This is a genomic window from Methanolobus psychrotolerans, assembly GCF_002243045.1.
GTDB lineage: Archaea > Halobacteriota > Methanosarcinia > Methanosarcinales > Methanosarcinaceae > Methanolobus > Methanolobus psychrotolerans.
In genome coordinates this window covers 104,845-118,285 of the sequence record NZ_MBKP01000012.1, presented here as the reverse complement: position 1 = coordinate 118,285, position 13,441 = coordinate 104,845, and the positions used below count along the sequence as shown (strand labels likewise).

Sequence of the window (13,441 nt, the reverse complement as noted above, 5' to 3'; positions counted from 1 at the left end):
TCAACTGTACCATTTACAATGACACCAAGCTTCTTGCTGACAGAGTCTTTTGGAAGGTCTGCTTCAAGGAGATTGACGCCAGCTTCCATTGCGCCTGCGGCCATCATGACATGTGGCAGGAATAATTTACCTCTCTCAAAGAGGATACCCACTTCGTTCATTCCGGCTGCAAGACCTTTTTCTATGATCTCAGCAGGCGGAATGCCTTCACTTCTTGCTTTTTCTACAGCTGCTATTACAGCATCCTTTTTGCAGGAAATGACTGCATCAGAAAGTTCTTTTAACATTTCTTCTTTGCTCATTATTGTACCTCCTCACCTTTTGCCTTCAGTTTATAGTAGAAATTTTAGATTTGAAGAGCAATCAGTTATGATTAAGCATAAGAAGAAAACGTATATATCATAAACTCAGTAAAATGAGTCTAATGCCTTTGAATTTAGTATCAACGATGAAATATTTGTTTATCCTGATATTATTACAACGCCATTATAATCAGGGGAGATCATTGTAACACATCATTAAGATTTAAATAATTCTAACTGTTGCACCAGAATCTTCCCATTATATGAAGAATCAGAAATGAAGCCATGCCGCAAGGTCTGGAAAGATGAATGTTGATAGGGACATATGTTATAGACATTTCAAAATAATGTAATACATCTGATTTGAGGTTTGCAGAAAAAAGATTTAAGAGAATTTCTGGAATAGACTCCTCTTTAAATAATAGAAATTGTTCTTGATCTCAAACAAGTCCTCTTTTTCTGGGAACAATATCCGCTTCTACAGTTTTCCCATAGGGACAGGCAAGATTACATATAGTACATTCCATAAATCCACGTTCTGTTATCCTGCGGATGTGTTTCTCCCATTTATTGTTTATATCCTTTTCAAGTTCATGGGATACCACACATTTATCGTATATCACTTTTTCACCTGGAGTAACTCCCTGTGAAGGACCTGGAATAATTGCACCATAAGGACAGGCTTTTACACATAATGACTCCTTCTGACACAAAGGTTGCTCTGCACACAAGTCCCTTGGGAATGGTTGATCCGGTGTTAGTTCAAGTGTAGTCAGTAAAGCTATCCAACGCACCCTTGGACCATATTCAGGAGTTATTACCTGTGTATTATGACCTATAAAACCAAGTCCGGCAAGATAAGCCGCCACTTTTACATGCACCGAATGTGTAGGGACCGCTTTGACGCCCTTTTCATCCCATAGCCAATTGGCCAGCCTCCATGCACGTGTTTCCACAGTTTCATAATATAAGTTATAGTACTCTGCTTCCCCTCCACTGAAATCACCAGTCCCAGGAGTGCTTATTGCAGCATTCATACCTTCATCCCATATCACCATTCCCATAACGATAAGAGATCTTGCATCATCCATTAATTCAGATGGTTTTACAAGCCCTCGTCCAGATGGGAACTCTACATCCTCCAGCTTCTTTATATCAGAAACACCGAAAAGCTGAAACCCTTTCTCCATGGCCTTAGTTTTTATTTCCTCTTTAAGATCCAATGTTTTCCTCCTGCAGAACTTTTTCCTGCATATTAAATAGCTTCCTGGTAATATATAAAAAAAAGCTAGTACAATATTCATTAGCCATGATAATTTGAAATAGTCATGATAACTTACAATAGACTTGAGCATTGAAGAGAACAAAAGTCCTTTAATTGTTGTTAAAGGGATTCAGAAAAAATGGAGGAAAAAGGATTTCTCCGGGAGAAACGATTAGTACTACTTGTACAAAGGACCGATCCGGAGATATCTTTTATTCAATATTTATGATTTTTTGCCATCTCAACCATTGCCTGCAGATTTGCAGTTGGTGTCTTGCTGACAATACCACACCCTGGTGCAAGCAGACCTACTCCTGCATCCAAAACCTTCTGTGACTGTTCCCTGATAGTGTCAGGATCCTTGTTCCAGAGCACATTGACAGGATCAAGGTTGCCCACGATCACAGCTTTATCAACCTTACCCACAGCAGTTGCAATATCTACATTCTGGTCAACACTGATAGCATCAACACCAGATGATTCCATTAGCATAAGACCCTGGGTGGTGTCACCACAGACATGTAATACTACCGGCACGTTGAGCTTATGCATTGCATCAACTATCTTCCTGTGATAAGGCACAACAAATTTGTCATAGAACTCGGCTCCGATTAGCTGGGCACTAGCAGTCGGGTCAATAATAACCATGGTATCAGCACCATTTTCAACCATTTTCTTTGCATATGCAACATTGAATTCGGTTGTGAACTCCATCAATGTAAGACCAAATGCCTCATCTGTAAAAATTGCCATGAACCAATCGTCACCGTTGATATGTTGAGCAAGGGAGAAAGGACCGATCATGCTTCCCATAATAGGAAGTTCATCGCCATACTTGTCTGTAAGGATCTTGATGGCCTCACATACAACCCCGATTCTACCATGGTCAAGATCATAACCTTTGAGTTTTTCGATATCTTCAACTGTCTTTACAACATGACCAACAACTGAGGGCTGCTGTTCTTTTGTACCTGCCTTGATCTGGCAGCCAAAGAACTCGGCTTCTGCGGTGATGTCAAAAGGCACACGCACAGCTTCAAATCCTACTACAGTGTAACCTGCTTCGGCAAGTGCTGCCATTTTTTCAGCGTCATTGTTTGCTTCAGGCCAGAAAGAGCCACAAGCTTCCATTTGTTCCACAGTCCCTGTCTGAGTTACGGAAACAGCAGGCATACGGTCAACAGGCTGACCTGTTAATGCCCGGGATAATCTTTCTTTTGGGGTATATTCTGCCATAAATTTGATCTCCTAGTTTAATAATATTATAACTCTGGACCCCACTGACATTTTTTACCAGGTTTTACAGTTGCTGAGATTATTTCAATTCCTTTTGAATCCTCCCATAAACCATGTACATTGCAACTTTCAATTGCTGTTAGATTTACAATGGCCGATCGGGTACCACATGTACCACATACACCAAATCCGTGAACTCTGCAGTTCATAATCTCACGTGCAGTGATCATTTCCTCAGTTCCAACTACTGTAAAAGTTACTTCAGCTTTTCCTTCTGTTGGTTTTAATTCCTTCTTCCCGACAAGATCACCATTTATATGTAATTCGATCCATTGGATATAATGATCTTCTTCCATCACGTGAGGAATACTGCCAACTGTAACTTTCACCTCAAAAGGCTCACCTGCTATTGCCTCTGTAGGAGCTTCAATGACTGGAATATGCTTTTTTTCCATGTCTGTAAGATTTTGATAATTTTTTGCTTGTTGAACACTGATGTCCGATTTCATAAATTTCACCTGAAAATTATTTGCTTATAAATAGACTTCGCCATTAAAAATATAAATGCCAGATAACACTGGCATAGCCATTTAAAACTTATAGTGGCTTACCGAGTGATAGAGCATAATTGCAAAGAATGCTATTATACCCCCCAGCAAGCTGAAATAGCCTACAGGGTCCCATATGAATTGAATGGCACCAGTCTCTGTCCACCCAACCAGCACCGAACCCTGGATCTGTGTGGGTACCACAAGACAGATGAAGGCAAGTACAAAGATGAATATAATATCAAATGCCTCCATCAAAGGACTTTGTTTCTGTATTTCTTCATTCATGTGATCCACCTCAGTCATAGTATCTGAAATCGAACATATGCTGTTTGATCGATTTCCGCACCTGCAAGTAGCCTATGGTCTCAATTCCTACCACCAATCCGAAGAACAATAAATATAGGCCTCGGATAGAGGAAGGGACTGCTGAGCCTGCCTGGGATAATATAGTAAAGACCACATAGCCTTCTACAATTATCAGCAGTGTTATTGCACCTGCTATTAAGTACGTGTCCTTTGCAAATGATCCATTATATCTTGATTCAATAGCTTCGTCCATTCTGATCACTCCTCTGGCTTATGATGACTTGGGTTTGGCCAGCCCATTTCCTTTCCCCAATTGAACTCTTTCTGATACTTCTTATGCTTTCTATGGAAGTAGAAGTATGCTACCAGATAGAAGGCAAGGGCAAAGAGCAGATTGTACCTGTATCCCCAGAATAGTGTGGACATTATAGTGATGGCTATTGCCATTGCAAAGTAAGATATCCACGGTTGCAGAGGACTTACGAACGGGCGTACCTTGTTAATGTGTGTTGGGAACATCTTTCTGAAACGTAGCAAAGCAAATGGTATCAGCACGTAGCAAAGCAAACCGGATACTATTGAGAAGGTGATGACCTGATCCAGATAACCACTGAATGCAAATGCTATTGCAATGGGCATTGTGAAAATTACTGCCTTGTAAGGTGTCTGGTACTTTGGATGCACTGAAGAGAACCAGTTCGATACAAAATGATCCCTTGAAAGAGCAAACCAGGACCTTGATGAATCACAAACGCATCCATTGGCACTGGAAACACATGTAAGCAAAGTCCCAAGTCCCAAAAGGGCTATCAGTAGATACACACCACTGGCCTGTGCAGCTTCAAACAGCGGATAAACTGAAACTCCAAGACCTTCTGCAGGTATATTGGAAGGAAGCAGGCTTGCACATATAAAGAGTGTCATGGCGGCTCCCACAAGCAGTGTGATCATTCCAGCCTGTTGTCCAAGAGGCACTGCCCTTGCAGGATGCTTACATTCCTCTGCACACATTGCTGCTCCTTCTATACCCAAAAAGAACCAGGGACCAAACTGCAAAGCAGCAAAAAGACCTATCATTCCATTTGGCATTGCCCCCTGGAAAAGGTTCTCCGGGTGTAGCTCAAATACACCAAATGTTCCTGAGAAGAAGAACAGTATAATAGCAAGGAAAGCTATAGCAGTCATAAAGAAATTAAGAGTTAATGCAGCTACAACACCTCTGTAATTAATGAATGTGAGTGTCGCTATTACCAACAATGTTACAGGAAATACCTGTAATTCGGGGAAGATCTCCTGTGCTATAAAAGCAACAACTATCGCATCAGCAGCTTCCAGAGCTATATATTCCATGTACACAGCAAGACCTACACTTGCTGCAGCGCCTGGTCCGATGAACAATCTGGCCCAGTCATATGGTCCTCCCGCCAGTTTTGTGGCGGAACCCAGTTCACTTGCACACAAAGCAATTATTACATACATCGTTCCTGCAACAAGCATTGCAAGTAACGAACCTAGAATTCCACCTTTTGCAACGGTGAAGTTCCAACCCATATATTCACCCACAAGGACTATCCCAACTCCCAGTGCCCATACATGATAAGGTCTGAGGGTCTTGACAAGTCCGGGAGATTCTGCCATTTCGTTAGTCAAGTAATCACCTCTTTAATTTTTTGGAAGTTTTGCTCGCATCAAGCAAGACCCATCCGATCAATGCAAAGGCCAGCAAGTATATTATCCCGTTAATGATCGTCCAATATCCATCCATTGGAAAACCTCCTTTCTACTTTATTTCACATGATTATTCATTACTTTATTTTCGATAAAAAATGCCAGCGAGAATCTTCGCTGGCAAGTAATTCCAAAAGGATTAGAAGACCATTCCAAGTTCTTCGAGCTTCTTGCGTGCACCTTCATAGATCTTTATGTATTCATCAGTTGGTGTTACGGTCTTGACATCGTAACATTCCTGGAAGGTCTTACCTGCTGGTGCAGTTGCATAGTTCTTCTCGTAGAGTTTGACGAGGTTGTCGAGGACCTGGTTGACCGTTTCGATTTCCATTCCTGCTGTGGCTCTTGCAGCCTCTCCCATCATCCTTGCTTCCATACCTGTGGTCTTGTCCTGGACAACACCTTTTGCAGATGCAACCCCGGAGAGGATCTCACGACCGGATGCTGTGTCGGTTATGGATTGAGCGGATGCTTCAAGCAGACACATCTCGGTACATGGACCTGCACATGGATAGTACTGGTTACCTGACAGAATGTCAGTGAACTCTGAGATGGTTGCACATGCCCAGCCGGCGATCATCAGAGTTTCCCTGGTGTTAGTAGAGCCCCAGCGGATGTGGACAGGACCATCAAGGTGCCAGCTTGCATTGCTCATCACAAATGCGTTGATGTGGGTTGCAATATCCACGATGGTAGTCTCTTCTATGCCACCGGCATAGCCACCAAATATAGGCATCTGCTCATCCATGATGATGTCACTGTTAGCATTGTAGTGTGCAATTACACTGATAGCATCAAGGTCGATCTTAAGCTCATTGAGCTGTGACACTTCATGACTGTCACTGCAAACCATGCCTCCGGCACAGTCAGCAGATATATTTCCCTGAGCGGACAGGGAAGTCTCTGGTCCCTATATGCCCATGCCAGGCCTGCCGGCCATTGCACACGCCTGTTTGATGAGCCTTCCTTCGGTCTTAGCTGCCAGGATCTCATAAGGACTCTTTGGAATTGTTGGCTTACCGCGAACTGTCATAATGACACCGTTTACGATGGTGTCAACTTCCTTTTCAAGAGCATAGCTCATGTGAACAGGCATGAACACATCTTCAGAGATAGGAGAACCGGTAGGACCACCCTGTATTATTGGTTTTCTCTTGTCGCCAACACTTCTCTTCTGGACCCTTACGGCGTCTCTGCCGGTTCCAAGTGTGAATTCCTTCTGTACATTGTTGATAGCATCCCAGATCTCATCCTCTGTATATTTTACTACACGGCTTGTGTCGGTACAGAATATACCACATTCAAGCAGCATCTCAAAACCTGCTTTGAACAGTTTCTCCATCATGTCCTTATCAGTTGGAATAAACTCTCCCTTGAAATCAAGCCCATATTTCTGCTTTAACTCCATGGCCTTCATCGGAATGGTCATAAGGTCCCAGTCATCCTGGGTCATCTTTGGACCTTTCTTTGCACGCTCATAGAATTCATAACAATCCAGTGATCTTTTAAATGTCATCTTGAAGCCTCCTTATTTCATAAGTTCCAATGCCACACGGGCTGCATCTGCTGCATTCTCTGCTGTTGCATCTGCTTTGATCTCTGCGATCCATCCATCTGAAACAGGTGCTCCACCGAACATTATCTTTACAGAATCCCTGAGACCTTCTTCTTCAATAGCTATCACCGTGTCTTTCTGACCAAGCATGGATGTGGTCATAAGTGCGGAACCTGCAAGGAGTATTTTGCCGCCCTTGAGTTTCTTGATTTCGTCAATGATGGTGTCGTTTGGTACGTCAACTCCAAGATCAACTATCTTGAAACCGTTTGCACCAAGCATTGTTGAAACTAAACGGTGGCCAATATCATGGATGTCTCCTTCCTGTACAAAAGTAATAGCTGTTCCTACACCTTCTCCTGGTTTCTCTTCTGCAAGTAAAGGAGTGAGAATCTCCATTGCAGCATTCATAGCTTTTGCAGACATCATTATCTGTGGGAGGTATATCTCGGCTGCTTCAAACTTGTCACCGATTATTTTCATTCCCACAGAAAGGCCTTCGCTTATAGCATCGAATGCGGAGATGCCTGCGGCAAGGGCTTCTTTTGTAGTTGCTGCACAACCATTTATATCCTGATTTACAATCGAATCACGTAGTTTGTCTAAAATTTCTTGTTTTCCCATTAAAATCCACCTTGTATATTTTATGACGTAGTTACTTTTGCAGCATTGCAACTATCCTTTACAAATGTTACATTGCTGAAACAACCACCTGATGAGGGTTACCTGATCGATAACACCTACAAGAACATGATTTACCTAACAACATATAGCATAATCCTTGCCGAATTTTCAGCAGTTATGATACACGATTCCTCAGTAATTACTTCAACAAATACATGAGAATATCAGTTTCATATGGATTTCTGAAAGAAAGTGTGATTTTCAGAGGTTTCGTGATTTGTCATATGTCTTGTGAATTACAAGCACCAATGTGAATTTACCTGTAAATTAGATTAATATAAGGTTAGATTAAAACGTTATTAATAGTGCAAAAAAGCACGTATTGGGGATGAGGTTCCTGACCAACGGGTTTAAGATAACTGACAATCAAAGATTCCTGAAGATAGGAGCATTGTAGCAGAAATGGGAATACGATGAGTATGAAAACATCACTTATAAACACTGTTTGGTTTTCTGATAAAAGGAAGAATCTGTTGTTACTATTAAATGAAGGGGAGAGAGATATCGAACAAATTAAAAAATCACTTAACGTGACAACCAGGTCTATAATGCCCCAGATTAAAACGTTGAAAAATGAAAACCTTATAAAACAGGAACAAGACAATTTCAGTTTGACGATCATAGGAAAAATAATTGTAAAAAATATGTTACCATTTCTTGATACATCAAGGATTGTTGAGGAGAATAAAGACTTCTGGACAAGTAGGAATTTTGATTCTATACCTGCACATCTTTTCAGCAGGATCAGGGATATAGGACACTATTTTTTAATCGAACCTGATATCAACCATATGTTTGAACTACCCAGGGAATTTGTGGATAACATCCCTAAATCAAAAACCATCACTACTTTTGTTTCATACCTTCATCCTGAATTTATGTCCCTTTATTTGAAAGCATCTGAAACCAGAGCAAATATATCACTTTTCCTTTCAGAGTCAGCTTTGGAAAAGATAAGAAAAGAGTACCTTGATCAATTCAATAAATTGATCGAAATGGATGGTACAACTATTTTCCTTTGCAAAGAGAACCTGAAAATACCAATGATAACTGTGACAGATTGGTTTTGTTATATTTGCCTTTTCAATAAGGAAGAGAGATATGACCACATGGATATAATCAGTTTTGATGATAGTTCTTTAAAGTGGTGTCATGATCTGTTTGACTATTACAGGAATAATTCAAAAAAGCTCTATCAAATAACAGAGGCAACAGAGGCTGGATAAGAGATAGTTCTTAGGTCGTCATATAATGGAATCATCACTGATCGAAACAATTTGGTTCTCTGAAAAAAGAAGAAAGATACTATTACTATTACTAGACGGTCCAAAGGATCCCGAGGAAATGAAAAAGGCATTCGGTGTCCCATGGCGTTCATTGATACTTCCACTTAAGGAACTGAAGGAAGAGGAACTGGTCTGTAACTCCGAAGGAGCCTATAAGCTATCCGATATTGGAAAAATAATTGCAGAGAGTGTAAGGCCAATAGAAAGTATTTTGAACCTTTTTGAGAAGGACACGGATTATTGGGTCAAAAGAGATATGAAGGCAATCCCTCAGAATCTGCTGGATAGAATAGGAGAAATAGAGGACTGTATAATTGCAGAGCCCGATTTGAATGATATGTTCGAACCTTCCACAGAATTCACTACAGCCCTTCTGGGATCAAAACATGTGTATTCTCTTTTTTCAATTTATCATCCAATGTACTCCCCCCTTTATATTGGACTTGCAGAGAAAGGAACCAAGATATCAATTGTCCTGACGGAGCCTGTATTTAAGAGAATGAAAGAGGACAGACCGGAAGAGATAGAAAAGATGCTACATTCAGAAACCATGGAATTATTCCTCTTCAAAAAAGAATTGTTCCCTCCTTCGATCGCAGTTACAGATAATTTGTTCTTTGCCAGTTTTTTCAATAGTCATGGAATGTATGACCATAGAGATATCATGAGTTTTTCCCAAAGCTCCCTGAAATGGGGAGAAGATCTGTTCAAACACTACCAGAAAATGGCAGACAAGATACCTAATTATGAAAGCCTGGATGATAACAGCAATATGAAATGAGCATGATCGGAAGTGGAGATAAATGAAACAAAATGAGATGCCAATAAAAGCTAAATTGATCATATACATAGTCGTTAGTGTTTTTTTGGTACTTGCCGTTTCAACTGCTGTCAGTATCTCAACCGTGAGCACACAACAAAGAGAACTTGCATATTTCCAGTCTGTGGAGACTGCAAGGGAGTATGCAAACAAATTCGATGGAGACATGAAGGCAAACATGGCTATTGCAAATACTCTTGCCAGAACAATGGAAATGTATACAACCGCAGACAGGGAAGAAGTAAACAATATTCTCAAGAATGTCCTTGAATCGTACCCTTCTCTTACGGCAGTCTATGTGGGATATGAGCCTGATGCCTTCGATGGAAAGGATAATGAATACATCAATACCTCTGCTCATGACTCTACAGGTAGGTTCATACCCTTCTGGAACAATATTCAGGGGAACATAGATGTTGAACCTCTAGTATATTATGAAGAACAGGATTACTATCAGGTTCCAAAAAAGATGCATGAGAACTTCGTTACAGAACCTTATTTTTATCAGGGTATCTTCATGTTTAGCTTTGATGCGCCTATATTCATCGAAGGTGAATTCGTAGGTATTGCCGGCGTTGATGTATCCCTTGATTACATTGACGATGTTGTAGGCGACATAAAAGCATTCAACACCGGATATGCATTCGTGACAGGAAATACGGGTATACTGGTATCACATCCCGAATACAAAGATAAGATAGGATCACAAACACTTTACGATTTTGGCATACCCGAAATATCAGCTGCTGCTGACGATATCAAAACCGGAAAAGGAGGGAGCATTGAAACCATCGATCCAGCCACCGGCAAAGAAGTAATAATGTTCTATGAACCGGTAAAGACCGGTAACTACTCTTTTGTGCTTGTGGTCCCTAAAGAAGAAATGTTTGCCGGGGTTACTAACCTCAGGAACAAACTGACCGTCATATCCATGATATCCATCTGTTTTATGGGACTTGTCGCTTATCTCATTGCTACATCAATAACTTCTCCGATCGATGAGATCGTCAATAACTTCAGAAGTATCGCTAAGGATGCAGTTGACGGAAATCTGGATGCCAGAGCACAAACAGATGTGGAAATAGATTTCAAGGAAATCCCAATAGGGCTTAATATGATATTGGATGCTGTAATTGCACCGATCCGTGAAACCATAAGAGTTACAAACGCCCTTGCAAAAGGAGAACTTGAAACACGCAACAAACTGGAACTAAAAGGAGAATTCAAGCATTTAGGAGATACATTAGATAATTTTGCAGAATCCCTGAACAATATCATTGCAGATTCTAATATAGTACTTACTGCTATACAGAACGAAAATTTTTCACGCTCAGTCTGGGTTCATGGGGAAGGTGATTTCAATATTCTTACTAATGGAATTGAAAAGACCAGAAACTCTTTAAATATAGCTATTTCTGAACAAAAAAAAGCAGAAAAAGCTCTCAGAGATTCTGAAAGAAAATTCAGGACTCTGTTTGAAAGTCCAAATGATGCAATATTTCTCACTGATATGCAAGGAAAGATATTGGAGGCAAATGAAGTTGCATGTGAAAGAATGGGATATAGCCGCGATGAATTCCTTTCGATTACACATATGGACATTGATGCTTCCAATCGGGGAAAAGATTTTATGAGAGTCCTTAAAGGACTATGCAAAATGAAGAGTAATCTCCTGGAAACAGTCCATATGAGAAAAAATGGTACTACCTTTCCAGTAGAATTGAGTAGCCGGGTTATCAAATTTGATGGGCATACTGCAGTCGTTACTATTGCAAGAGACATCAGCAAAAGAAAACAGACAGAAAAAGAACTTAAAAAATATGCTGAAGAGCTTAAGCACTCCAATGAACTAAAAGAAGAAATGGAGAATATAATCAATAACAGCCCTGTTATAGTCTTCAAGTGGAAAACAGAAACTGACTGGCCAGTGGAATTCGTTTCAGAGAACATTAAAAAACTTGGATATACTGTAGAAGATTTTACATCAAACCGCATAAAATATGTTGATATCGTACACCCTGATGATGCTGAAAGAAAGCATTTGCACATCTCCAAATATTATATGACAAAGGATGTAGAACTGAAATATGAATATAGAATATTCACTAAATCAGGTGATGTGAGATGGGTAGATGAAAGGACGTTCACACGGCGTGATAATGCCGGAAGGATCACAATACAGGGAATTATTCTGGATATAACGGAACGTAAAAATGTAGAAGAGGCACTTTTGCAGGAAGAGAAAGTGCGTAAAAAAGAGATACATCATCGTGTTAAGAACAATTTACAGGTAATTTCAAGTCTCCTATATCTTGCATCTGATAATTTCAAGGACCTGGATATAATAGAGGCTTTCATGGATAGTCGTAATCGTGTGCGTTCAATGGCCTTGATACACGAAGAACTGTATCAGTCCAAAGATATGTCAAGTATTGATTTTTCGGATTACACTAAAAATTTGCTGAAATATCTATCCAAATCATATGGAACCGGAAACAAGGACATTAAGCTTGTTTCAAACATTGAGGATGTTTTTCTGAATGTTGATACGGCTGTTCCACTTGGTATGATAATCAATGAACTTGTTTCAAACTCACTAAAACATGCTTTCCCTGAAATGAAGGAAGGAGAGATAAATGTGGAACTAAAAGTCCTGAAAGGTAATTTTTTGTTGAAAATAAGAGATAATGGAATTGGGCTTTCCTCTTCTATTGACTATAGAAATACTGAATCTCTAGGTTTACAGCTTGTGACCACACTGGTTGACCAAATTGATGGTACTATCGAACTGAATTCAATGAATGGAACAGAATTTACCATAAGTTTTAGAGAGAGGAATTAAAATGGAAGGAGTAAAGAGTGATAATCCTAAAATATTAGTTGTTGAAGACGAAAACGTCGTTGCTTTGGAGCTTAAGAAAAGATTGAAAAAACTTGGGTACCTGGTTCCAAGCGTTGCTTCATCTGGAAAAGAAGCTATCAGTAAAGCTGGGGGTTTTCTTCCTGATCTCGTTATTATGGATATCAGGCTAAAAGGAGATATGGATGGAATTCAAGCAGCACAAACAATTCGAGAGGAATTTAATATACCGGTGATATATCTTACGGCTCATTCGGATGAGGAAACACTTAAAAGAGCTAAGCAAACAGAACCCTATGGATATATACTAAAACCTTTTGAAGAAGACGACCTGCGAACAGCAATTGAAATCGCACTATACAAGCATCATAGTGAACATTGTAAATAAATAATATAGGATCCAATCATTGTGAACATCGACATTTTTATTTTAGGAATTCGTTGATTTTTATGTGAATCAATTTATTTATTATTCAAAGCTGATCATCGGGCAGATTCGTTTGGATATTACAAATTATCATACCACATGACAATTCACATGTCATACAAATAATAATACCAAATTATGCTATATATCATCTTGTTCTAAAGTAAAATATCCCCTAATTTAAGGGTCTATATCTATAACAGGGATGTATGTCAGCATCCCTGTCACTTCCCAAAAGATAATTGGGGTTCTGAGATATGTATATATACTAGAGATATATGGCCATATACAAAAAATATAAATACTCTTGGTTATGGATAATATATATATATGTCGATGATTAAGATACATATGGTTATTTAATTGATACAAAATAACAATTAAAGACCAGATCTATTTTCAAATAACAGAAGGAAGCAAAG

12 protein-coding genes and 1 pseudogene are annotated in these 13,441 nt (G+C 39.7%); 4 read left to right on the top strand and 9 right to left on the bottom strand.

Going from position 1 to position 13,441, the window contains the following annotated elements; genetic code table 11:
• The 9 genes and pseudogenes from BB781_RS06315 to BB781_RS06275 form a co-directional block, all read right to left on the bottom strand.
• A partial coding sequence (locus tag BB781_RS06315) for a B12-binding domain-containing protein (protein ID WP_207205251.1) occupies positions 1–302 on the bottom strand: 302 nt, incomplete at its 3' end.
• Positions 303–742: 440 nt separating this feature from the next.
• Positions 743–1,525, bottom strand: a complete 783-nt coding sequence (locus BB781_RS06310) for a 4Fe-4S double cluster binding domain-containing protein (RefSeq protein WP_094227653.1) — start codon at positions 1,523–1,525, stop codon at positions 743–745.
• A gap of 257 nt (positions 1,526–1,782) precedes the next feature.
• Positions 1,783–2,802 carry a methylcobamide:CoM methyltransferase MtbA gene (mtbA, locus tag BB781_RS06305; protein WP_094227652.1) on the bottom strand — a complete coding sequence of 340 codons (1,020 nt, stop codon included), beginning with the start codon at positions 2,800–2,802 and terminating at the stop codon, positions 1,783–1,785.
• A gap of 26 nt (positions 2,803–2,828) precedes the next feature.
• On the bottom strand, positions 2,829–3,311 hold the full coding sequence (locus BB781_RS06300; protein ID WP_094227651.1) for a class II SORL domain-containing protein: 483 nt from the start codon (positions 3,309–3,311) through the stop codon (positions 2,829–2,831).
• Positions 3,312–3,392: 81 nt separating this feature from the next.
• Positions 3,393–3,638 carry an AcrB/AcrD/AcrF family protein gene (locus BB781_RS06295; protein ID WP_207205250.1) on the bottom strand — a complete coding sequence of 82 codons (246 nt, stop codon included), beginning with the start codon at positions 3,636–3,638 and terminating at the stop codon, positions 3,393–3,395.
• A gap of 10 nt (positions 3,639–3,648) precedes the next feature.
• Positions 3,649–3,912 carry a hypothetical protein gene (locus BB781_RS06290; protein ID WP_094227650.1) on the bottom strand — a complete coding sequence of 88 codons (264 nt, stop codon included), beginning with the start codon at positions 3,910–3,912 and terminating at the stop codon, positions 3,649–3,651.
• A gap of 5 nt (positions 3,913–3,917) precedes the next feature.
• Positions 3,918–5,297, bottom strand: coding sequence for an APC family permease (locus BB781_RS06285; protein WP_094227649.1), 1,380 nt, complete (start codon positions 5,295–5,297; stop codon positions 3,918–3,920).
• A gap of 229 nt (positions 5,298–5,526) precedes the next feature.
• Positions 5,527–6,903 (bottom strand): annotated as a pseudogene (locus BB781_RS06280) (monomethylamine:corrinoid methyltransferase).
• A gap of 12 nt (positions 6,904–6,915) precedes the next feature.
• Entirely contained in the window at positions 6,916–7,566 is a 651-nt protein-coding gene (locus tag BB781_RS06275; protein WP_094227648.1) for a methyltransferase cognate corrinoid protein, read from the bottom strand.
• A gap of 671 nt (positions 7,567–8,237) precedes the next feature.
• On the opposite strand from BB781_RS06275, the gene BB781_RS06270 reads away from it, so the two are divergent.
• From BB781_RS06270 to BB781_RS06255, 4 genes are read left to right on the top strand one after another with little or no spacing between them, the layout of a single operon-like run.
• Positions 8,238–8,852, top strand: coding sequence for a helix-turn-helix transcriptional regulator (locus tag BB781_RS06270; protein ID WP_242492559.1), 615 nt, complete (start codon positions 8,238–8,240; stop codon positions 8,850–8,852).
• A 25-nt stretch (positions 8,853–8,877) separates the two neighbouring features.
• On the top strand, positions 8,878–9,693 hold the full coding sequence (locus tag BB781_RS06265; protein WP_094227647.1) for a helix-turn-helix transcriptional regulator: 816 nt from the start codon (positions 8,878–8,880) through the stop codon (positions 9,691–9,693).
• 22 nt (positions 9,694–9,715) lie between these two features.
• Positions 9,716–12,574, top strand: coding sequence for a PAS domain S-box protein (locus tag BB781_RS06260; protein WP_094227646.1), 2,859 nt, complete (start codon positions 9,716–9,718; stop codon positions 12,572–12,574).
• A gap of 1 nt (position 12,575) precedes the next feature.
• On the top strand, positions 12,576–12,980 hold the full coding sequence (locus BB781_RS06255) for a response regulator (RefSeq protein WP_094227645.1): 405 nt from the start codon (positions 12,576–12,578) through the stop codon (positions 12,978–12,980).
• Positions 12,981–13,441 lie beyond the last annotated feature (461 nt).

Bases quoted from the DNA above. Each gene is read 5' to 3' on its own strand.
- BB781_RS06295 (WP_207205250.1), bottom strand. From the start codon at position 3,638: ATGAATGAAGAAATACAGAAACAAAGTCCTTTGATGGAGGCATTTGAT.
- BB781_RS06275 (WP_094227648.1), bottom strand. From the start codon at position 7,566: ATGGGAAAACAAGAAATTTTAGACAAACTACGTGATTCGATTGTAAAT.
- BB781_RS06290 (WP_094227650.1), bottom strand. From the start codon at position 3,912: ATGGACGAAGCTATTGAATCAAGATATAATGGATCATTTGCAAAGGAC.
- BB781_RS06265 (WP_094227647.1), top strand. From the start codon at position 8,878: ATGGAATCATCACTGATCGAAACAATTTGGTTCTCTGAAAAAAGAAGA.
- BB781_RS06260 (WP_094227646.1), top strand. From the start codon at position 9,716: ATGAAACAAAATGAGATGCCAATAAAAGCTAAATTGATCATATACATA.
- BB781_RS06300 (WP_094227651.1), bottom strand. From the start codon at position 3,311: ATGAAATCGGACATCAGTGTTCAACAAGCAAAAAATTATCAAAATCTT.
- BB781_RS06285 (WP_094227649.1), bottom strand. From the start codon at position 5,297: ATGGCAGAATCTCCCGGACTTGTCAAGACCCTCAGACCTTATCATGTA.
- BB781_RS06255 (WP_094227645.1), top strand. From the start codon at position 12,576: ATGGAAGGAGTAAAGAGTGATAATCCTAAAATATTAGTTGTTGAAGAC.
- mtbA (WP_094227652.1), bottom strand. From the start codon at position 2,802: ATGGCAGAATATACCCCAAAAGAAAGATTATCCCGGGCATTAACAGGT.